General features: G+C 65.1%; 23 protein-coding genes. 1 reads left to right on the top strand and 22 read right to left on the bottom strand.

The annotated features are described in order from the left end of the window. Positions 1–12: 12 nt before the first annotated feature. The 8 genes from dxr to rpsB are packed head-to-tail and all read right to left on the bottom strand — an operon-like array spanning position 13 to position 7,324. The gene (gene dxr / locus AOP73_RS07680; protein WP_061964408.1) at positions 13–1,167 is read right to left on the bottom strand and encodes a 1-deoxy-D-xylulose-5-phosphate reductoisomerase; all 1,155 of its coding nucleotides are present in this window, start codon (positions 1,165–1,167) and stop codon (positions 13–15) included. Beyond that, a complete protein-coding gene (locus AOP73_RS07675; protein ID WP_061964406.1) occupies positions 1,164–1,727 on the bottom strand; it encodes a DivIVA domain-containing protein in 564 nt (187 codons plus the stop codon). The genes dxr and AOP73_RS07675 overlap by 4 nt, the downstream gene beginning before the upstream one ends. Further along, complete coding sequence (rlmN, locus tag AOP73_RS07670) at positions 1,724–2,839, bottom strand: dual-specificity RNA methyltransferase RlmN (RefSeq protein ID WP_061964404.1); 1,116 nt, start codon at positions 2,837–2,839, stop codon at positions 1,724–1,726. Before rlmN ends, AOP73_RS07675 begins: the two co-directional genes overlap by 4 nt. Positions 2,840–2,849: 10 nt before the next feature. Continuing rightward, complete coding sequence (locus AOP73_RS07665; protein WP_084626660.1) at positions 2,850–4,022, bottom strand: phosphatidate cytidylyltransferase; 1,173 nt, start codon at positions 4,020–4,022, stop codon at positions 2,850–2,852. Between the two features lie 25 nt (positions 4,023–4,047). Beyond that, complete coding sequence (gene frr / locus AOP73_RS07660) at positions 4,048–4,605, bottom strand: ribosome recycling factor (protein ID WP_061964400.1); 558 nt, start codon at positions 4,603–4,605, stop codon at positions 4,048–4,050. A gap of 27 nt (positions 4,606–4,632) precedes the next feature. Beyond that, positions 4,633–5,382, bottom strand: a complete 750-nt coding sequence (pyrH, locus tag AOP73_RS07655; protein WP_061964398.1) for a UMP kinase — start codon at positions 5,380–5,382, stop codon at positions 4,633–4,635. Positions 5,383–5,429: 47 nt separating this feature from the next. Beyond that, on the bottom strand, positions 5,430–6,269 hold the full coding sequence (tsf, locus tag AOP73_RS07650; protein WP_061964396.1) for a translation elongation factor Ts: 840 nt from the start codon (positions 6,267–6,269) through the stop codon (positions 5,430–5,432). Between the two features lie 11 nt (positions 6,270–6,280). After that, the gene (rpsB, locus tag AOP73_RS07645) at positions 6,281–7,324 is read right to left on the bottom strand and encodes a 30S ribosomal protein S2 (protein WP_061964394.1); all 1,044 of its coding nucleotides are present in this window, start codon (positions 7,322–7,324) and stop codon (positions 6,281–6,283) included. A gap of 382 nt (positions 7,325–7,706) precedes the next feature. Between rpsB and AOP73_RS07640 the strand changes: the two genes are divergently transcribed. Then, entirely contained in the window at positions 7,707–8,318 is a 612-nt protein-coding gene (locus AOP73_RS07640) for a M23 family metallopeptidase (protein WP_084626658.1), read from the top strand. Between the two features lie 22 nt (positions 8,319–8,340). Here the strand turns inward: AOP73_RS07640 and AOP73_RS07635 are convergent, their stop codons facing one another. The 14 genes from AOP73_RS07635 to rimM all read right to left on the bottom strand — a co-directional run bounded on the left by AOP73_RS07635 (position 8,341) and on the right by rimM (position 21,091). Further along, complete coding sequence (locus tag AOP73_RS07635) at positions 8,341–9,183, bottom strand: FliA/WhiG family RNA polymerase sigma factor (RefSeq protein WP_084626656.1); 843 nt, start codon at positions 9,181–9,183, stop codon at positions 8,341–8,343. 8 nt (positions 9,184–9,191) lie between these two features. Then, complete coding sequence (locus AOP73_RS07630; protein WP_061964392.1) at positions 9,192–10,118, bottom strand: tyrosine recombinase XerC; 927 nt, start codon at positions 10,116–10,118, stop codon at positions 9,192–9,194. Positions 10,119–10,230: 112 nt separating this feature from the next. Next, on the bottom strand, positions 10,231–11,589 hold the full coding sequence (dprA, locus tag AOP73_RS07625) for a DNA-processing protein DprA (protein WP_236683529.1): 1,359 nt from the start codon (positions 11,587–11,589) through the stop codon (positions 10,231–10,233). Continuing rightward, a complete protein-coding gene (locus AOP73_RS07620; protein WP_061964388.1) occupies positions 11,586–13,103 on the bottom strand; it encodes a YifB family Mg chelatase-like AAA ATPase in 1,518 nt (505 codons plus the stop codon). The genes dprA and AOP73_RS07620 overlap by 4 nt, the downstream gene beginning before the upstream one ends. Next, positions 13,100–13,456 (bottom strand): YraN family protein, encoded by a 357-nt coding sequence (locus AOP73_RS07615; RefSeq protein WP_061964386.1) that lies wholly within the window; start codon positions 13,454–13,456, stop codon positions 13,100–13,102. The genes AOP73_RS07620 and AOP73_RS07615 overlap by 4 nt, the downstream gene beginning before the upstream one ends. A 176-nt stretch (positions 13,457–13,632) precedes the next feature. Further along, positions 13,633–15,306, bottom strand: a complete 1,674-nt coding sequence (locus AOP73_RS07610) for an MDR family MFS transporter (protein ID WP_084626654.1) — start codon at positions 15,304–15,306, stop codon at positions 13,633–13,635. Positions 15,307–15,318: 12 nt separating this feature from the next. Next, the gene (locus AOP73_RS07605; RefSeq protein ID WP_160295455.1) at positions 15,319–15,927 is read right to left on the bottom strand and encodes a TetR/AcrR family transcriptional regulator; all 609 of its coding nucleotides are present in this window, start codon (positions 15,925–15,927) and stop codon (positions 15,319–15,321) included. Between the two features lie 114 nt (positions 15,928–16,041). After that, complete coding sequence (locus AOP73_RS07600) at positions 16,042–16,368, bottom strand: DUF2469 domain-containing protein (RefSeq protein ID WP_061964381.1); 327 nt, start codon at positions 16,366–16,368, stop codon at positions 16,042–16,044. A gap of 67 nt (positions 16,369–16,435) precedes the next feature. Then, on the bottom strand, positions 16,436–17,119 hold the full coding sequence (rnhB, locus tag AOP73_RS07595; RefSeq protein ID WP_061964379.1) for a ribonuclease HII: 684 nt from the start codon (positions 17,117–17,119) through the stop codon (positions 16,436–16,438). Between the two features lie 4 nt (positions 17,120–17,123). Then, positions 17,124–17,819, bottom strand: coding sequence for a signal peptidase I (gene lepB, locus AOP73_RS07590; protein WP_236683528.1), 696 nt, complete (start codon positions 17,817–17,819; stop codon positions 17,124–17,126). A gap of 59 nt (positions 17,820–17,878) precedes the next feature. Continuing rightward, complete coding sequence (rplS, locus tag AOP73_RS07585) at positions 17,879–18,226, bottom strand: 50S ribosomal protein L19 (RefSeq protein ID WP_061964944.1); 348 nt, start codon at positions 18,224–18,226, stop codon at positions 17,879–17,881. A gap of 176 nt (positions 18,227–18,402) precedes the next feature. Continuing rightward, positions 18,403–19,764 carry an NADP-specific glutamate dehydrogenase gene (gene gdhA / locus AOP73_RS07580; protein WP_061964377.1) on the bottom strand — a complete coding sequence of 454 codons (1,362 nt, stop codon included), beginning with the start codon at positions 19,762–19,764 and terminating at the stop codon, positions 18,403–18,405. 80 nt (positions 19,765–19,844) lie between these two features. Next, a complete protein-coding gene (trmD, locus tag AOP73_RS07575) occupies positions 19,845–20,534 on the bottom strand; it encodes a tRNA (guanosine(37)-N1)-methyltransferase TrmD (RefSeq protein ID WP_061964375.1) in 690 nt (229 codons plus the stop codon). After that, positions 20,534–21,091, bottom strand: coding sequence for a ribosome maturation factor RimM (gene rimM, locus AOP73_RS07570; protein WP_061964373.1), 558 nt, complete (start codon positions 21,089–21,091; stop codon positions 20,534–20,536). The genes trmD and rimM overlap by 1 nt, the downstream gene beginning before the upstream one ends. Positions 21,092–21,139: the final 48 nt, after the last annotated feature.

The following is a 21,139-nucleotide window of genomic DNA, read 5'->3' as shown; positions in this document are numbered from 1 at the left end:
CGTCCTCTACTTCTACACTTGCACCGCGATGACCGCGGCAGCTTGGGCTCGCGCCCACGACTCGGCGGCGTCCACAGCCTCGAGGGAAATCTCGGCTGGCGCCTCGTACTTTTCGACAACGCTTCGCACCGTGTCAACGATCCCGAGGAAGGGCAACTTTCCTGCAACGAAGGCGGCGACGCACTCCTCGTTGGCGGCGTTGAACACCGCCGGGTGCAGGGTGGACTCGGCGACAGCGGCGCGCGCCACGCGGATCGCGGGGAACGCTTCCTCGTCGAGCGGCTCGAAGGTCCACTGCTGGGCCTTGGTCCAGTCCATGCCGTCAATCGCGCCGGGAACGCGCGCGGGCCACGTGAGGCCCAAGGCGATCGGTAGTCGCATATCCGGCGGAGATACCTGCGCCAGCGTCGACCCGTCCACGAATTCGACCATCGAGTGCACGATCGACTGCGCGTGGACCACCACGTCGATCCGGTCCATCGGAATGTCGAAGAGCAGGTGAGCCTCGATCACCTCGAGCGCCTTGTTCATCATGGACGCGGAATTAATGGTGACCACGGGGCCCATGTCCCAGTTGGGGTGCGTGAGCGCCTGCTCAGGCGTGACGCCGGCAAGGTCGGCTCGTGTCTTGCCCCTGAAGGCGCCGCCCGATGCGGTGACGACCAGGCGCTTGACCTCGGCGTGGGTGCCACCCAGCAGTGCCTGCGCTAGCGCGGAGTGCTCCGAGTCCACGGGAACGATCTGATCAGGGCGCTGCCTCGCGGCATTGACCAGCGCTCCCCCGGCCACCAGCGATTCCTTGTTCGCGAGGGCCAGCGTGCTGCCGGCTGCCAGGGCCGCGAGGGTGGGGCGCAGACCCACCGAGCCCGTCATGCCGTTGAGGACGACGTCGGCGCCGATGCCCGCCACAGCCTCCACGCCAACGGATCCCGCAAGAATTTCAACGCCGGGCAAAGCCGCGCCGATGCGCTCGGCAGCGACAGCATCGGCGACGGCGACGGTGCGAACGTCGAGCGCACGGGCCTGCGCGACCACAGCCTCGGGATCGTTGCCGCCGGCGGCGATTGCGACCACGTCGAACTCATCGCGGTTGCGCTCAATGACGTCGATGGCTTGGGTGCCGATCGAGCCCGTCGAGCCCAGTAGCGCGATGGTGCGGGAGGTCATGCGGGAATGACACCCAACAAGATGTCAACGGTGCGTGCAATGAAGGCGTCGACGGTGCGCTCGTCGTACGCGCGGGTGCCAGTCTTCGTGGAGAAGGCGATCGCACGGAGCTCGTCCGCCTCGAGCGGGGCGCCGGTGTCAAAAAACTCCGTAATGCGGGCCATCACAGCGTCAACTTGGCGGACGTCGTAGCCGTGCTTGAACGTCGCCGGGTGAGCGAAGCGCTCACCGACAGGTCGCCGTAGACGCGGATAGAGCACCTGGGCGCGTTCTGCGAGGTGCGCCATCCACTCCTCCCGGCTGTGTGCGCGGACGTAGATGTCTCGGGTGCGCTCGGCGAAGGCGAGCTCAAGGCGGTCCAGGGCGGCATCGACCGCGGCCGTGGAGTAACCACCGTGCTTGAGGTCGAAGGCCGCGCGGCGCACGTCCAACTGCGACACCTCGGCGTCGGGACTTCCCGGACGCTCATAGGCGAGGCGTGCCTCGTCAAAAAAAGCCGCCACCTGCTCCGGCTTGTATCCCAGACGCAGTGCATTGGTGCGGGGGAAGAGGTCGTTCATTCGTTCTCCTTGATGGCCAGTTGACCGCAAGCGCCGTCAATGTCGCTACCACGAGTATCCCTGATAGTCGTCGGAATTCCGTGAGCGCGAAGCCTTCTGACAAATTCCTTTTCCACCGCGGGGTCCGACGCCGTCCAGATTGAGCCCGGAGTGGGATTCAACGGGATGGGGTTGACGTGGACCCAGCCGTCGCCGCGGGCCTTCAACTTCTCGCCCAACAGGTCGGCGCGCCAGCCGTGGTCGTTCATGTTGCGGATCAGCGCATACTCGATGCTGACGCGGCGACCGGTCTCGGCGTAGTACCGGTACGCGGCGTCGAGCGTCTCGTCCACGCTCCAGCGCGTGTTGATGGGCACGATCTCGTTGCGCAGCTCGTCATCCGGGGCGTGCAGGCTCACCGCGAGCGTCACGGGGATGCCCTCCTTCGTGAGCTTGTCGATCGCGGGGACCAGGCCCACGGTCGACACGGTCACGTGGCGCGCGGACAGGCCGAAGCCGTTGGGCTCGGGCGCCACGAGGGCGCGCACCGTCTCCATGACTGCCTTGTAGTTCGCGAGCGGCTCGCCCATGCCCATGAACACCACGTTGGACAGTCGCACGGGCTCGCCGAGAGATCCGTCCCGTGAGGCGCGTGCCGCGAGGCGGACCTGCTCGATGATCTCCGCGGATGACAGATTGCGGGTCAACCCCATCTGCCCGGTGGCGCAGAACGGGCAGGCCATGCCACAGCCCGCCTGGCTGGTGACACACAGGGTCGCGCGCTCGGGGTACTTCATCAGGACGGACTCGACCTTGACGTTGTCGTGCAGGCTCCACAGCGTCTTGACCGTCTCACCACCGTCGGCCTCGAGCGTACGCACGGGGCTCATCAGCGTGGGGAACATCGCCGCGGCGATCTCCTCGCGCACCCCCGCGGGCAAGTCAGTCATGTCCGCGGCATCGGTCGTGAGGTGGCTGTAGTAGTGCGTCGCCAACTGTTTGGCTCGGAAGCCGGGCTGGCCAATCTCCTTGAGCGCCTCAATCCGGTCGGCCGCGTTGAGGTCCGCGAAGTGGCGAGGGGCCTTCTTGCCTCGCTTAGGGGCGGCCATCTGAAGTACGGGGCGGTCGGTCATGTTGTCCTCATCACATAAATATGGCGAACACCACGTACACCGCGGGGCCAGCAACTAACAATGAATCGATCCGGTCAAGTATTCCGCCATGACCGGGAATGATCCCGCTCATGTCCTTGACCTCCATGTCGCGCTTGAGCGCGGACTCGGCGAGGTCGCCGATGATCGAAGCTATCGCCGCGGCAACTCCGGCCGCGACTCCAATCCACCATTGTCCGTCAAAGAAGAAGTAGGACACAATTCCGGCGCACACGGTTCCGAGGATGAGGCCACCGACGGCACCCTCCCACGTCTTCTTGGGGCTCACGCGGGGCGCCAGTTTGTGCTTGCCCCACGCCATTCCGCTGAAGAGGGCGCCCGTGTCGTTGCCGGAGACAGCCACCACCAGGATGATGACCCGTTGCCAGCCGTCTTCGGCGACCTCGAGCAACATCAGGAACGACCCCAGGAACGGGATCCACATCAAGGCGAAGATGCTACCGACGGACTCGGAGAACGTGTTCTCGATGCGTTCGTCGACGACGCGCCATGCCACCATGCCCGCGCAGCCGATGAGCATGGCCACCACCAGGCCCTCCGCGGCGCCCGGGCCCTGCTGAGCCCCGTACCAGGTGGCCACGCCCATACCGAAGGTCGCGATCGCGATGGGGACGAGCGACAGGCGTTGCGCCTGCTTACGCAGCACGTTGCGCCACTCCACCACGCCCGCGAAGAGGAACGAGTAGAGCAGCAGGCCAAAGACGCGAGGGTCGTACCAGGCGGCCACCACTGCGATTCCGAGCAACAGGATGCCCGCGCTCGCCGCCGCGGGCATATTGCGACCCTTACGGGGTGTGGGGACCGGGATGGTCTCCTCGAAGTCGGTGACCGCTTCGCCCTGCTCGTTGAACGGCTCAACGTGCGGAACCTCGGGAGCGATCGAGTCCGGCACCACCGGGTCCGTGGCGTCATCAGCTGACCAGGTCGACAGATCCGGCACCACGCGTTCCGCGCCTTCGCTGCGCTCGACCGACCCGTCGGACGCCTGCGTGGGGTGAAGCCGAACTTGACCCGCCTGAGAAGGCTGGGCGGCATCGGCCGTCGTCTTCTGGGTGACAGGCGCGAAGTGCCTCGGCGGTGAGACCGCCGGTGCGCGTTCCGAGTCGCTCGTCGACGGATTCCCGCGACGTCTGGTCCACTTCATGGTGGTGGTGTGCGAATCTCGGGGGTTAGACCTCGAGCAGTTCGCTCTCCTTGTGAGCCAGGAGTGCGTCGATAGCGTCCACGTGCTTCTTGGTGAGCGCGTCCAGGTCCTTCTCGGCCCGCGACCCCTCGTCCTCGCCAACCTCGCCGTCCTTCACCGCGGCATCGATGAGGTCCTTGCCCTTGCGGCGCATGTTGCGAACAGTGACGCGGGAATCTTCTGCCTTCTGCTTGGCAAGCTTCACGTAGTCGCGACGGCGCTCCTCCGTGAGCTGCGGCATGTTGACACGTAGCACGTTGCCATCGTCCGACGGGTTGATGCCCATGTCGGAGTTGCGCAGGGCCGTCTCAATGTCCTTCTTGGCGCCTGCGTCGTATGGGGTGATCATGACGGTGCGCGCCTCGGGGACGTTGATCGCGGCGAGTGCCTGCAGCGCGGTGGGTGCGCCGTAGTAGTCCACGGTGATGTTCGCGAACATCGCAGCCGACGCCTGGCCGGTACGAATCTTCGCAAAGTTGTCCTTGGCGACCTCGACGGCCTGGTCCATGTTTTCCTCGACATCGAGGAGGATCTCGTCAATCACAGTTGTCTCCTTAAAGGGGTAGCGGCGTTACGCCGTTACCAAGGTCCCGATTCTCTCACCCATCAGGGCTCGCGTCACATTTCCAGGCTCTTCGAGGCCGAACACGACCATCGGGAGGCTGTTTTCCATGCACAGACTAAAGGCGGCCGCGTCCATGACCTTGAGACCCTGCTGGAGGGCGTCAGAGTAGGTGACGTGATCGAGGCGTTTCGCGGAGTCATCCTCGCGCGGGTCCGCGGTGTAGACGGCGTCGACGCCGTGCTTTCCCATCAGCACCTCGGTGCAACGGGTCTCGAGGGCGCGCTGGACGGAGACGGTGTCAGTCGAGAAATACGGCATGCCGGCGCCGGCACCAAAGATGACGACACGGCCCTTTTCCATATGGCGCATCGCGCGACGGGGAATGTAGGGCTCGGCCACCTGGCCCATCGTGATCGCCGTCTGCACACGGGTGTCCACGCCAGCCTGCTCGAGGAAGTCCTGCAGGGCGAGGGCGTTCATCACGGTGCCCAGCATGCCCATGTAGTCCGCACGCGCGCGCTCCATGCCGCGCTGCGACAGTTCCGCGCCGCGGAAGAAGTTACCGCCGCCTACGACGATGCCGACCTGGACACCGCCGGCGACGGCCTCCGCGACCTCGCGGGCCACGCGTGAGATCACGTCGGGGTCGAGTCCAACGGACCCACCGCCAAACATCTCACCGCTGAGCTTAAGCAAAACGCGCCGCGCCGTAGGAGGGGAATCGACCTCCGGGACCAGATCACTGTTCTCGGGCATCAATTCCTCCTGAAGGCGCGGCGCGTTTATTGAAAAGCTTGTTGTGGTTAGGCTCCCACACGGAAGCGAGCGAAGGCCGAAACCTCGCCGCCAGTGTTCTCGATGACCTTACCGACAGTCGTCTTGGGGTCCTTCGCGAAAGCCTGGTCAACCAGGGTGTTCTCCTTGAAGAAGCCCGTCATGCGACCCTCAACGATCTTGGGCATGGCAGCCGCAGGCTTGCCCTCTCCAAGAGCCGTCTCCTCAGCAACACGACGCTCGTTCGCGACCACATCGGCCGGAACTGCATCACGGTTGAGGTACGTGGGTGAGTACGCCGCGATGTGCATGGCGATGTCGCGTGCGACCTCGCCTGCCTTCGCGTCCGCTCCGACCAGCACGCCGACCTGCGCAGGCAGGTCCTTGTTGGTGCGGTGCAGGTACTCCTTGACGACGGGAGCTTCGATGCGAGCGACGCGACGCAGGACGATCTTCTCGCCCAGGATGCCAGCGTTCTCGTCAATGAACTCCTGCACAGGCTTGCCGTCGACGTCGGCCGCGAGGGCCTTCTCGGCGGAGTCCGCGCCGGCAGCGACGACAGCTGCCAGGACCTTCTCCGCGAGAGCGAGGAACTTCTCGTTCTTCGCCACGAAGTCGGTCTCGGAGTTGATCTCGATGAGCGTGCCCACCTGGCCTCCATCGACATCGTCGATGGAGGTCAGGACGAGGCCCTCGGAAGCCGAGCGGCCTTCGCGCTTGGTGACGCCCTTGAGGCCCTTCACGCGCAGGATGTCAACGGCGGCGTCGAGGTCGCCGTCCGCCTCGTCGAGTGCCTTCTTGACGTCGAGCATGCCCGCGCCAGTGCGCTCACGGAGCGTCTGGATGTCAGCAACGGTGTAGTTCGCCATAAATGGGTTCCTTACTTCTCGTCGGTCGTGGCCGCTGCGTCAGCAGCAGGCTTGGCCGCGGGCTTCTTGGGAGCCGGCTTCTTAGCGGCAGGCTTGTCAGCCTTGGCCTCGTCAGCGTCGTCCTTCTTGGCTGCGGCCTTCTTCGGGGCAGCCTTCTTGGCGGCAGGCTTCTCGTCTGCTGCCTTCTGCTCGGCCGCGGGGGCCTCGGTTGCGGCGTCGTCGGCCTTGGCGTCGGCTGCGGGAGCCTCGTCCTTGGCATCGTCCGTCTTCGCGTCGTCCTTCTTGCCGTCGAGGAGCTCCTGCTCCCACTCGGCCAAAGGCTCAGCCTCGCCGGTTGCCTCAGCATCGTCGCCAGCCTTAGGGGTGTGGCGGATCTTGAGGCCCTCGGCCACGGCATCGGCGATCACACGGGTGAGCAGACCCACCGAGCGGATAGCGTCGTCGTTTCCGGGGATGCCGTACTGGACGTCGTCCGGGTCGCAGTTGGAGTCGAGGATGCCGACCACGGGGATGCCGAGCTTGCGTGCCTCGTCAACCGCCAGGTGCTCCTTGTTCGTGTCAACGATCCACACGACCGAGGGAACCTTGGGCATGTCGCGGATACCGGACAGCACCTTCGAGAGCTTGTCGCGCTCGCGGCGCATCATGAGCAGTTCCTTCTTGGTGCGACCGGAGCCTGCGACGTCGTCGAAGTCAACGAGCTCGAGCTCCTTGAGGCGCGTCACGCGCTTCGAGACGGTCTGGAAGTTGGTCAGCATTCCGCCGAGCCAGCGCTCGTTCACGTAGGGCATGCCCACGCGAGCGGCCTGCTCTGCGATCTGCTCCTGGCCCTGACGCTTGGTGCCGACGAACAGCACCGTGCCGCCGTGAGCGACGGTGTCGCGCACGAAGGTGTAGGCGTTGTCGATCATGGCGAGCGACTGCTGCAGGTCAATGATGTAGATGCCGTTGCGCTCGGTGAAAATAAAGCGCTTCATCTTGGGGTTCCAGCGGCTGGTCTGGTGTCCAAAGTGAACACCCGAGTCGAGCAGCTGGCGCATGGTCACGACGGCCATTGCGCATCCTTATCTGCACGCCGTGGCGGCGTGCTTGTCTTGTTCGGGTTCGCTCTGAGAGCTCACCCGAGGGTTCGGTTGATGGCTTCCTCGGTTGAGTTGGCCCCTAGCATCAACGCGGTCTGGCACCGAGCGAACTCGGACCTTGCCATTCCGGCGCTATCCCCCTGGCCTTGCGGCACGAGCGAAAAGCGAATGATGCGCGATGTCATTCGGGCATGCCGAATGCAGGGTCAATGTTACCTGACGGCGCGGCATGCGCGCGACCTCGAGCGCGCGGGTGTGCGGCAGCTGCGGTCCACAGGACTTTGGGACCGGCGTCCGTTCCCCCGATCCTACCGGCGGCCGATGCTGGGGCTGGCTGAGGGGCGACGATTCAGTCATGAGGCACACCCGAGGATTGGTCGCGTTATCGCTGGCACTTGTGCTCACCGGCGTGGGACTTGGTTACGCGCAGGCGCAGGTGGCGTCAGGATCACCACCATCGGTCGCGGGCGCGGTCTTCAACGGTGCACACCCGGCCGGCGTGGCGGACACCAGTGCTCACATCGCGGGTACTGCTCGCCCTGTGCTCACCTCACCGGTGACGCCGATGCGCGCGGTGCGCCTGTTCGATCCGCCTCCGGAGCGATGGAACGCGGGCCATCGTGGCATCGACCTGCGGGCGGGGTCCGGCGTAGCGGTGCGCTCCCCCGGCGCGGGCACGGTGGCATTTGCAGGGGTCGTCGTCAACCGCCCGGTGCTCAGCATCGACCTGGATGTGGGCCTACGCGCATCGCTCGAGCCCGTCGCAACGGACCTCCAGGTAGGCGACCGAGTTATTCGCGGGGAGCCGGTGGGCACCGTCGTTGATGCGCCGGGGGCAGGCCATTGCGAACCGCAAAGGTGCGTACATTGGGGGCTACGACGCGGGGATGACTATGTGAATCCGCTGGATTGGCTCGAGGGCTATGGACCAATCGTGTTGCTTCCGCTCCATGGGTCGCCAGGCTGACCCCGACCACATCGGTGCGTCGCTAGAACGCACCAGTCTTGAGCAAGGAATCACGTAGCTTGCGCACCGCTCCAGAGTGAATCTGGCTGACACGAGACTCGGTCACTCCGAGAATCTGACCGATCTGCGACAGGGTGAGGTTCTCGTAGTAATACAGGCGCAGGACCTCCTGCTCGCGGTCGCGAACATCCTGGACTGCAGTGGCGAGTAGGGACCGGGTCTCACGCGCCTCGACTGAGGTTGACGCTCCCGGCACCGAAAGCGAGGCGACGGTGTCGATTGCCGAGGTGTCGGAGTCGGAGGTGCCGAGTGAGTCCAGCGCTGCGACGTGACTCAGCGCGACTTGTGCTCGCACGGTACGCACCTCATTGGTGCGCCAACCAATGCGCTCGGCGACATCGCTGTCGGTAATGGGGCGCATCAGCTCCTGTTCGAGGGTGCGGGTGGCCTGCTCCACGGTGCGTGCCTTGGACCGCACGGAGCGGGGAACCCAGTCGGCCGCACGCAGCTCGTCGATGATCGCTCCGCGGATGCGGGTGGAAGCATAGGTCTCGAACTTGAATCCGCGATTGAGTTCAAACTTCTCAATGGCGTCGATGAGGCCGAACATTCCATAGGAAACCAGGTCGCCCAGTTCGACGGTGTCGGGCAGACGCCCGATCATGCGGGATGCCACCTGGGTGACGAGAGGAGCAAAGTGAGTGATAAGCGCGTCTCGGGACTCCCTGCGCGCGGCCTCGTTGCCGTCGGCGAGCTGACCCCACCACTGCGCCGTGACGTCAATCTGCGGTGTTTCGAACCGTCGTGCGTCCGCCACACTTGGCGACTCTGCCAGTTCCGTGGGCACTGTGTTGAGAGTGGACATTGTTCTCCCTAAGCGCGCGGGTGCGCGAGTTGGTAGGTGGCCCGCAAGCGTTCTGCGGACACGTGCGTGTATCTCTGCGTGGTGGTCAAACTGGCGTGACCGAGCACCTCTTGGACCGAGCGGAGATCTGATCCGCCGTGCAGGAGGTGCGTGGCCGCGGTGTGGCGCAGCCCGTGCGGTGCGATGTCGCCGATCTCGGCAAATGCACACAGTTGATGAATGGATTCGCGGATCTGCCGCTGATCGACACGGTGACCTCGCCGTCCAAGCAAGAAGGCCGAGTCCGTGACCTCACTGACAAGCTGCGGGCGTCCTACCTCGAGCCACGCGTTGGCGGCGAGGGCTGCCGGAACACCGAATGGCACCACTCGCTCCTTGGAGCCCTTACCCATGACGCGCACGAGGTGGTCATCGAGGTCTACATCGCCGACGTTGGTTCCGGCAAGTTCTCCCACACGCATACCGGTCGCGTACAGCATTTCCGCGGCGGCCCAGTCGCGCAGGTGAAGCGGGTTGCCGTCATCGGCCCGTGTCTGGGCGGCATGCAGCAACGTGATGACATCGGCAGGGCTCATCACCGTAGGAATCGTGGAGGCAGGGCGGGCCGAGGCGAGGCGTGCGGCCGGGTTGGGTGTGATCTCCTCGGCGTCCTCGGCCCAGGCGTAGAAGGCGCGCACCGATGCTCCCCGGCGGGCGAGGGTGGTGCGGCTCAGTCCACCGGTCGACATGGCCGCGAGCCAAGCGCGCAAGTCGGCGATCGTGAGCGACCGAAGGGTCTCGTCGACGCCATCGCCGCCGCAAGAGAAGTTCACGAGGTGGGAGAGATCCCCCAGGTAGGCGCGCACGGTGTTGGCCGCAAGCCCGCGCTGATGCACCAGGTGGCGCTCAAAGCGCGCGAGCAACTCGCTGCTGGCTACGTCCTCCGTTATCGGCATAACGACACTCTGGCACCGTCACACCTGTCAAATCAACCCCTTAAGTAACATTTGTCACATCAGTTTCATGAATTGACCCCACTTTGTCCTGTTATGTCCGAATATTTCTTCATTAATCGGGACTTGCACGGCGCCATGTGCCCGCATCGCGTCGTGCCATACCTGCAATTTCCAGGCCGCCGAGAGCCGATCGAGTCTCGGCCAACGTCAAGCCGGCCTCCCTGGCGACGTCCTCGATGGACGTTCGCCGCCCGCCCAGCGCCCCGAACGCCTGGCGCTGTTTGGCGTCGGCAAACTCCTGAACCGCGGCGTGGGTGCCTGCCCGACGTCGCTCTCGACGCGGCTGCTTCACCTCTCCGCCCGAGGCCGCATCGTCGGCGACCCCGACGAACCCCTCCGCGTCCCGCCCCATCGCCGCTATCGCCGACCCAATGGGCTCGACCATCGCGAGCACGTCGGCGCCGGTCGTCACCAGCGAGGCGAGCCCGTCGCGAATGAGTCCGTGACAACCGGCGGACGACGCGGAGGTCACGGGTCCTGGCACCGCGCCCACCGGACGTACCATCGCGGCAGCGTGGCGGGCGGTGCTGAGCGCACCGGATCTGAAGGCCGCCTCGACCACGACGGTTCCGCGCGCGGTGGCGATCAACCTATTGCGGGACAGGAAGCGCGCCCGGTGTGGAGCGTAGCCCGGCGGCACCTCGCTCACCACCACTCCCCCATCGAGCACTCGTTCCAACATGTCCGCATTGCCGGCCGGGTACAGGCGATCGACTCCCCCGGCCATGACCGCAACGGTAGGACTGCCAACCGCGAGCGCCGTTCGGTGCGCGGCCGCATCGATCCCGTACGCGCCTCCCGACACCACCGTCGCTCCCCTGTCACAGAGTTCGGCCGCCATTGTGGAGGTGACGTGCTCCCCGTAGGCCGTGGCGGAGCGCGCCCCCACGATGGCGATCCCCGTGGCCATGAGATCCGCCAGATCACCCGCGCCGCGTACCCACAGCGCGAAGGGCGCGAGCGGCCCCAGGTCATCGAGGCACCCCGGCCACTCTTGTGATCCTCTCGCCACTACCCGCGCACCGCACCTGGCCGCATGCTCGAGGTGCATCTCGGCATTGGCCGTGTCGAGACGCGCCACCCATTTCTCGCTAATTCTGACGGCCTCGTCGACCTGATGCTGCGGCGCTACCTGGACGAGTTCCATCGTTGCGCTCACCGGGTTCGCCGCCACCAGCCGCACCCAGTTCAGCGCCCGAGCCGGCCCCAGCATCGCGACGAGCCACGCGGCCCCCTGATCCGCAGGCTCGGCGAGCGCGCTCCACGCCACGAGCGCATCCGCATCGGCAGCGCTTGAATCGGGGTCCTCGTCCGCGGCCCGCATTCGGTTGACGCTCGCCCGCCTGCCTTCTCCCACGACGGAGTTTGCCCCTGGGCCCGCGAGGGGTCTTCCCACGGCATCCCCGCTCATGACGACAGCTCTCGCGTGCGCAACGTCATCGCCTGATTCACGTGATCGGCGTTGGGGGTGACGGCGCCCGCGAGGTCGGCCAACGTCCACGCCACCCGTAGCGCTCGATCCACCCCACGCGCCGTGAGCGCGCCCCTATCCATCGCCCCATAAACTGGCTTCATCACGTCACGTGGCGTATTGGCACGCAGCCACGCTCCCGTCGCTTGTGAGTTCACGGCCCACCCATGCGCACCCAATCGGTCGCGCATCGCGTCTCGCGCCTGCCTCACTCGCGCCGCGACCACCGCGCTCGACTCAGCGTCATCCTCAGCGTCGCGGCGCACCGGGCGCACGTCCACATGCAAGTCGATCCGATCGAGAAGCGGCCCCGACAGCCGTCCCATGTACCGCCGCCGAGTTATCGCGGTGCACGAGCAGTCGACGCCCGTGCCATAGAAGCGTCCACAGGGGCAGGGGTTGGCCGCCAGCACGAGTTGGAACCTCGCCGGGTAGCGTGCCGCACCTTGGGCGCGATGGAGCACCACCTCGCCGGCCTCGAGCGGCTGACGCAGCGTCTGCAACACTCGCGACGGAAACTCGGGCGCCTCGTCGAGGAATAACACCCCTCCATGCGCACGAGAGATCGCTCCGGGGCGGGCCATCAACGACCCGCCGCCCACAATCGATGCCGCCGAGGCGCTGTGGTGCGGGGCCTCGAATGGCGGCCGCGACAGCAGTCCTCGCTCGGGATCGAACGTGCCCGCCAGCGAGTGCACCGCGGTCGCGGCCACCGCGTCCGTCGCACTGAGATCCGGCAGGATCGTGGGCAACCGCGACGCGAGCATCGTCTTCCCAGCACCGGGAGGGCCAAGCATGAGCAGGTGGTGTCCGCCGGCTGCAGCGACCTCGAGGGCCCACCGTGCCTCCTGCTGACCGCGCACTTCCGCGAGATCCAGCTCTCGCGGCGTGTGCGATCCCACGACCGGCGCGGACACCGCGTCAAGCGACGAGACCTCGGCATCCTCGTTTCCGTAGTCGTGAGCCAGTTGAGCCAGCGACGCGACAGCGTGCACCTCAGCCCCCGGGACCAATTGCGCCTCACGCGCGTTGCCGGCCGGCACGACGACTCGCGGGTGACCCGCCTCGACGGCCGCCACCACCGCAGGCAGGACCCCACGCACCGGCCGCACCCGGCCATCGAGTCCCAACTCTCCGAGGTGAACCGCACGCGCCGCGACGCTGGCGTCGACCATTCCAGCGGCGGCCATGACGCTGACGGCTATCGCGAGGTCCGTCAGCGATCCGGACTTAGGCAGTGACGCCGGTGAGAGATTGACCGTGATGCGCCGCGTCGGCCACGCCAGACCCGAACTGGTCACCGCCGCCCGGACGCGGTCCCGCGACTCGCTCAGTGAGGCATCGGGCAATCCCACCACCGAGAACGCCGGAAGCGAGGCTGCCATGTGCGCCTCTACGTCGATCACGTGGCCGGCGAGCCCCGCGAGTGCGATCGACCTCGTGCGGCCTATCACTCGACACCCCTCAGGTGCTCGACGGTCGCGGCCCCAGCGCGCGCCACCGTCACCGCAACTACGTCCACCCGCACGCCCGGAAACGACCTGTCCTGCGACGCGAGCCAGGCGGCAATGAGCCGGCGTATCCTGTGCAGCTTGCGCCACGTCACCGCCTCTTGCGGACTTCCGAAGGCGCTGCCGCGCCGCGTCTTGACCTCGACCGCCACCAGGTCGCCGCCGTCAACCGCGATGATGTCCAGTTCACCGTCTGGGCATCGCCAGTTGCGCGCCAGCACCTCCCACCCCTGCTCCGTCAGCACCCTCGCCACCACGTCCTCGCCGTAGCGACCCACCTCGTCCTTCGCGGCCATGCGCCACCTCCCAAGGCGAGCCTCACGCATCGGGACGTGCCCGGGGGACCCGGCCGCAGCATCGGCGGAAATCCTCTCAATCGACGCTGCCTGTGCACATCAGTCCGTACACAGAAAAGCCCCCGCGGGTCGGCTTCTCGCCGAGTCACGGGGGCCCACTGCTGTGAGGAAATTAACTACCTCGTCGATTCAGTCTCCGGCGCTTCGGACGAATCGACGCTCTCGTCGACCACTCGGGCACCAACAGTCTCAAGCTCGCGAGTATCGAGGTAGGCGCTCGAGCTGCCGTCGATCTCGAAGGACTCCGGCACCACGTCACGCTCGATGGTGGTCGCCAACTTCTCCTGCTTGACGAACAGCAGCAGGATGAAGCTCACCGCGAGCAGCGGCACCATCAGCAGGAACACGGGGGTCAACGCATCGTTGTACGAGCTGACAATCGCGTCCTGAATCTCCGCCGGCATGTCCTGCACCGCGGACGGAACCAGTGTGTTCAGGTCTGCCTCGGTCCCCACGCCTGCGGGCAGGCGCTCGCCGAGCAGGTTGATGAGGTGCGAGGTGAACAGGCTACCCACAGCAGCGGAACCAACCGAGGCACCGATCTGACGGAAGTAGTTATTCGCCGCGGTCGCGGTGCCCACTGCCTTAGCGGGGAATGAGTTCTGCACGATGAGCACCAGGATCTGCATCGTCAGGCCGAGTCCAAGACCCATCACCGCGAGGTAGGCGCAACGGATCCACAGCGCCATGTCCGGCGTCATGGTGGAGAGCAGGAACAGGCCGAGCGCGATGAATACCGAACCCATGATGGGCAGGAACTTGTACGTTCCTGTCTTGGTCACGTACTGACCAGAACTGATGGACGTGATGAGCATGGCGGCCATCATCGGGATCATCAGCAGTCCCGCCTGGGTCGCCGTCACTCCAGTAACCATCTGCATGTACGTGGGCATGTACGCCATCGCACCGAACATCGCGATACCGGTGATGAGACCCGCACCCGTCGTGAGGTTGAAGTTGCGGTTCTTGAATAGGTACAGCGGCATGACGGGCTCAGCGGCGCGCTTCTCGATGAAGACGAAAACGATTCCGACGACGATGCCAGTAGCGAACAGGCCCACGATCTGCCATGAGCTCCACGCGTAGGTGTTGCCTCCGAGAGAGGTGGCAAGAACGACGGCGGACGATGCCACGGCCAGGGTGATCATTCCGGCCACGTCGATCTTGGGCTTGCCCTGGTCACGCTTGGGCAGGTGCAGGAACATCACGGCCGAGACAATCGCGGCGATGCCGAGTGGAATGTTGATCCAGAAGCACCAGCGCCAGTCCAGCGACTCGGTGAAGTAGCCACCCAGCAGCGGGCCAGCCACGGAGGCCAGGGCGAAGACGCCACCCATGACTCCCATGTACTTGCCACGCTCGCGGGCCGGGACGACGTCGGCGATGATCGCCTGCGCCAGAATCATCAGGCCACCGCCACCGAGGCCCTGAATGGCGCGACCGGCAATGAGCTCGGGCATGTTCTGCGCGAGGCCACCCACGATGGATCCGACCATAAAGACGGAGATCGCGAAGATGAAGAGGTGCTTCCGGCCAAAAAGGTCGCCCAGCTTGCCGTAGACCGGCATCATGATCGTTGCGGCCAGGATGTATGCCGTGGTCACCCACAGCATGTGTTCGACGCCTCCGAGCTCACCGACGATCGTGGGTAGCGCAGTGGAGAAGATCATCTGGTCGAGTGCTGCGAGCAGCATTGCCAGGATGAGACCCACGAAGACAAGCAGGATGTGCTTGCGATCAAGGGTCTCCTCGGCGGTCGCGGTCGGCGACGCCTCAGGTTGGTTACTCATAGGGGTCTCCTTTTAAGAAGTGCTCTCGCCGGAAGGGCGAGGAGTCTGGGTGATGTGACGAATAGTGACGAACGCCTCGCGGAGGTATTCGTGGACGGACATGTCCGTGTGGCCGTGGAGCCAGCCACGGCCAATGACCTGCATAGCTCCCATGGTCAGAGCGACGATGTACTGGGCACGAGTTACGCGCTCGTCTGGCTCCAGGCCGGGCTCGACCACAGCGACGCGACGGGAAACAATCTCGGCGTATTGCCCGCGCGCCTCGGTGACTCGTGAGAAGTTCAAGGTGGCGAGCTCAGGTGAGACGTCCATCAGCTCGCGGCGCTTGCGAACCAGGTCGCGGTCCACCTTCTCGCTATTGAACGTCTGGGCGATGAGGGTCGCGAACTCCTCAACCTCACTCGCGCCAGTGCTGTCGATGTACGCCTGAATGGCGTCCTCGCTCGGCATCGGCTTGCTGTCTCCCAGGAGCGCAGCCTCACGGGTACCAAAGTAGTTGTAGAAGGTACGCGCCGAGATCTCGGCGGCGTCGCAAATCATGTCGACCGTTACCGCCTCGAAGCCGTGCTCCAGGCTCAGGTCGATCGCGGCATGTTCGGTACGTAGGCGACTCTCAGCCACTTTGCGTTCCCGCAGGCCCACTTCACTCATCGCGCACCACTCCCATCTCGTTGCATACTCTGCATTGTTGCAGACTCTGCAACGAGTTGCAAGCGAGGGGACGGCGGCGTGCTGCTACTTACTGCGCAATTGCCTCATGTCAGGAATCGCGTCCTCATCCTGCGAGAGCTCCTCAATATTGACGTCCTTGAAGGTCACCACGCGAACGTTCTTCACCAGACGCGCGGAACGATAGACATCCCACACCCAGGCGTCGGCCATCACGACCTCGAAGTAGACGTCACCCCCTGAGGCCCTGACCTGCAGGTCAACCTTGTTCGCCAGGTAGAACCGGCGCTCCGTCTCAACGACGTACTGGAACAGGCCCACCACATCGCGGTACTCGCGGTACAGCGCTAACTCGGCGTCTGTTTCGTAATTCTCGAGGTCTTCGCTACTCACGTGTCCATCATGGTCACAAAGTGCCCTTGAGCGCACCTGGCGCGCCGCGTCTGGCTCTCGCGCCGGCCTAGTTTTCGCGCTCGGGCAGCTTCCACGAGCGCCGATGGTAGTCGGTCGCTCCGAGAGTCCGAATCGCGGCGAGGTGGCTCTCTGCGCCGTAGCCCTTGTTGCCGCACCACCCGTACTCGGGGTGCTCGTCGTGAGCGACGGCCATGAGTCCGTCGCGCTCTACCTTGGCAATCACGGACCCCGCCGCGATCGACGCGCAGAGGTTGTCTCCTTTGATCACCATCGTGACCGGAGGCAGGGGTGCCGGCGGGGATTGCTCAGCCCCAGCATCGGCCGATGCTGCGAACAGGTCGTCGGCGGGAGGCGTCAGCCAGTCGTGCTTGCCATCCAGAAGGATGGCGTCAACGACGATGCCCGATGCGGTAACGGCGGCGAGAGCTCGGTTGCCAGCCAGGCGGAGAGCGCCATTGATGCCGAGGTCATCAATCTCTCGCGGCGTCGCGTGGCCGACCGCACGGGCGACGCCGAAGTTGGCCAGGGTCTCATTCATCGCGATGCGGCGCTTGAGGCTCAGCAATTTGGAATCGGCCAGACCCTCGGGCCAGGTGTCGCACCGCTCGAGCGCGCATACACCCACCGAGACGGGACCGGCGAGTGCGCCGCGTCCCACCTCGTCGATTCCTACGACGACCCGCGCGCCCGCGTCCCAGAGCACGGACTCATGCTCAAGCGAGACGGGCATCGCGCTAGTTCGCCGTGGTGGGAACGGGAGTGGTGGAGATGGGGGGAGGCGGTGCGGTCTCGTCCGTGAACGGGTTGCCAAGCCCCGTCCAGTGACTCAGCGGCCACACCACCGCAAACGTGGTGCCCACGACGTTGTCAATGGGAATAGTGCCGCCACCCGGCTCGCCCATGTGTGCGCGAGAGTCCGCGGAATTGTCGCGGTTATCGCCCATCACCCACAGGTAGCCGTCGGGCACCGTGATTTCGAACTCGCGGCCGCAGGGCTCGGTCCCCGGCTTGATGTAGGGCTCGTCGATCGCGGTGCCGTTGACGTGGACCTTGCCCTCAGGGTCGGTGCAGGTAACGGTGTCGCCAGGAAGGCCTACGACGCGCTTGATGAGGTGCTCCCCGGCATCCTCGGGCAGCAGGCCCGTGAAGGTGAGGATCTCGTTGCCGACCTTGTGCAGGCCGGTCGGGTCATCGGCGGGATTGTGGCGCAGCCAGTTGTTCGGATCCTTGAACACGACAACGTCGCCGTGACGCAGCTCCAACGGACCGGGGCGCCACTTGGTCACGAGGATGCGGTCGCCGTCGACCAGTGTGTCTTCCATCGACTCTGACGGAATCCAGAACGACTGGAAGAAGAAAGTCTTGATAATCAGCGAGAGCAGTAACGCACTCGCGATGATGATGAGAAGTTCGCGTACCCACAGCCACACGCGACGGCCGGCGGAGGGCTGCTGCCCGTCCGCCGGCGCGTCGGTGGTGGTGCTGATGTTTAGTTCTCGCGCTTCTCGCGGATACGAGCTGCCTTGCCGCGCAGGCCGCGCAGGTAGTAGAGCTTCGCGCGACGGACGTCGCCGCGGCTCACGATTTCGACGTGGTCGATCGTCGGGGCGTTGATGGGGAACGTACGCTCCACACCGCAACCGAAGGAGACCTTGCGGACGGTGAACGTCGCTGCGACACCCTGGCTCTGGCGGGCGATGACGATGCCCTGGAAGACCTGGATACGCGAGCGGCTGCCCTCGACGACCTTCACGTGGACCTTGACGGTGTCGCCGGCCCGGAAGTTTGGCATATCGGTGCGGAGCAGGTCCGCGGTAATGGCGTCAAGCTTCTGCATGACTTATCTCTCCTCGCACACGCCACAGGTCCCGCGCGGTATCTGCCTTACGGCAATCAATAGATGGTGATGCGCATCGAATGATGCATGAGCCCCCTGTGGCAGGCCAATGCGTCGTGAGCACCGAGGGTCTATTCTGCCACAGGTTGAACCCAGGACACGAGCCCTGGCTACGGCTAGACGACTCCCTGCGCGCGCATCGCGTTCGCAACCTTGAAGAAACCGGCAATATTGGCGCCGTTGACATAGTTGCCCGGCGTCCCGAAGTCGTCGGCCGCCGCCTGGCAACGATGGTGGATGGTGGCCATGATCGACCGCAGCCGAGAGTCGACCTCACCGCTGGTCCATGACAGCCGAGCGCTGTTCTGCGCCATTTCGAGGCCCGACACTGCCACGCCACCCGCGTTGCTCGCCTTGGCCGGACCATAGAGGATGCCCGCGTCGAGGAACACGTGCGCCGCCTCCAGCGTGGAGGGCATGTTGGCGCCCTCGGCCACGAGTTGCACGCCGTTCTTGACTAGGTTGCGGGCATCGGCGCCGTTGATCTCGTTCTGGGTCGCGGAGGGGAAGGCACAGTCGGCCTCGTGATCCCACAGCGGATTGTGGTCGGCGTCCGCGTTGACGGGAGTGAAGACCGCGTCCGGGAATTTGTCGACGTACTCCGAGATGCGTCCGCGTCGCTGGTTCTTGATCTCCTTGACCCAGGCCAGCTTCTCGCGATCAATCCCGGATTCGTCATAGATGTATCCACTGGAGTCGGACACGGTGACGGCGGTCGCTCCCAGGTCGATGAGCTTCTCCACCGTGTACTGCGCGACGTTTCCTGAACCCGACACGAGCGCGATCTTGTCGTCGAACCGCTCCTTGCGCGTGTGCAGCATCTCCTCCGCGAAATACACGCAGCCGTAGCCCGTGGCCTCCGGACGAATCAACGACCCGCCCCAGTCGAGACCCTTTCCCGTCAGCACGCCGGTGAACTCGTTGCGAAGTCGCTTGTACTGGCCGAACAGGTAGCCAATCTCGCGGGCACCCACGCCGATATCTCCCGCGGGAACATCAGTGTTGGGGCCGATGTGGCGGGCCAACTCAGTCATGAAGGCCTGGCAGAAGCGCATCACCTCGCCGTCGGACTTGCCCTTGGGGTCAAAGTCGCTGCCGCCCTTGCCGCCTCCGAGCGACAACGAGGTCAACGAGTTCTTGAGGACCTGCTCGAAAGCGAGGAACTTGAGCACGCCTAGGTTGACCGACGGGTGGAAGCGCAACCCGCCCTTGTACGGCCCGAGTGCGCTGTTCATCTCCACGCGGTAGCCGCGGTTGACCTGGACCTCGCCGGCGTCGTCCGTCCACACGACGCGAAAAGTAATGATGCGCTCGGGTTCAATCATGCGGTCGAGGATTTTCTCGGCAACGAACTCCGGGTGCCTCTCCAAGACCAGGTCAAGAGACTCCACGGTCTCCTCGACCGCCTGTCGAAACTCGACCTCACCCGGGTCCTTCGCGGTCACGGTGGCAAGCAGTTGTGCGGCGTAATCACTCATGTGAGTCCTTTGGTTTGCGTGCTCCTGTGGCGTATGGAAATTCCACCGAGCCTACACAGGTCGGAACAGCGGAATTTGCCTCAGTCGAGAGGCGGGAGCAGGTCGGGGCGGCGCTCGCGCGTGCGCTTCACCTGTTGCTCGTGGCGCCACTGCGCGATCTTGCCGTGATGGCCGCTGAGCAGGATCTCCGGAACATCGAGGTCGCGCCACGACGCGGGTCGCGTGTAACTCGGGTACTCGAGCAGCCCGTCGGAGTGCGACTCCTCGACGATGCTCTCGGCGTTGCCCATGAAGCCCGGAATGAGACGCGTGATGGCCTCGATCATCGCGAAGGCCGCAACCTCTCCCCCGTTGAGCACGTAATCACCCAGCGATACCTCGGTAACGGCGAATCCGGCCGCCGCATAATGCTCTGCGACCCGCGCATCGATGCCTTCGTAGCGCCCGCATGCGAAGGCAATCTGAGGCGCCTGTGCGAGTTCTGCCGCCATCGCCTGGGTGAAGGGAACGCCAGCCGGACTGGGAACCAAGAGGTGGCCGCCAGGCTGGAGCACGTCGTCGAGAGCCCGGCCCCACACATCGGCTTTCATGACCATGCCAGCGCCGCCGCCGAAGGGCGAGTCGTCGACCGTTTTGTGATTGTCGGTGGTCCAATTGCGTAGGTCGTGGACGTGGGTCTCGACCAGGTCCGCCTGGCGTGCCTTGCCCAGCAGGGACACGTCGAGAACGCCAAAGAACTCCGGGAAAATCGTGACGACGTCAATGCGCATCAGTTGTCACCGTCGCCACTGGCGTTGCCGTGGGTCTCGCCGGTCGCCTCGGGCTCCTCGCCAGCCAGCAATCCATACGGTGGCGTAATAACCACCCGGCCACCGTCGATGTCCACCTCCGGAACAAACTCATCAACGAACGGAATCATGGCTCGTTCACCGCTTGCCTGCTTCACAATCAGCAAATCCTGAGCCGGCATCGACTGCAGGTCGACGACCTTGCCCACCTCGGTGCCGTCGGGACGCACTACGGCGAGCCCCACGAGTTCGTGGATGTACCAGGCGTCATCCTCGTCGGACTCGTCCCCCTCGATCACTAGTTCCGCGCCTCGCGCGGCATCGGCGAACTCGCGGGAGTTGATCTCCTTAAACACGACATACCAGCGGCCCGCCTGGGTGCGCGTCTTGACGACAGTCAGCGGCCCCGCAGCGACGGGCTCCGTGTCGAACGTCGCGCCCGCCGTGAGCCGCTCCTCGGGGATGTCGGTGTGCAACTCGACAGTTACCTCGCCCTTGAGTCCGTGCGCTCGGCCGATGCGGGCAACAGTAAGTTTCATGACTCAAGCCTAAATCACCCGCGCGCGGAGACGTTGCGCGCACTACTA

The organism is Demequina aurantiaca (assembly GCF_000975135.1).
In the GTDB taxonomy this organism is placed as follows: domain Bacteria; phylum Actinomycetota; class Actinomycetes; order Actinomycetales; family Demequinaceae; genus Demequina; species Demequina aurantiaca.
This window is presented reverse-complemented; position numbering and strand designations above follow the sequence as displayed.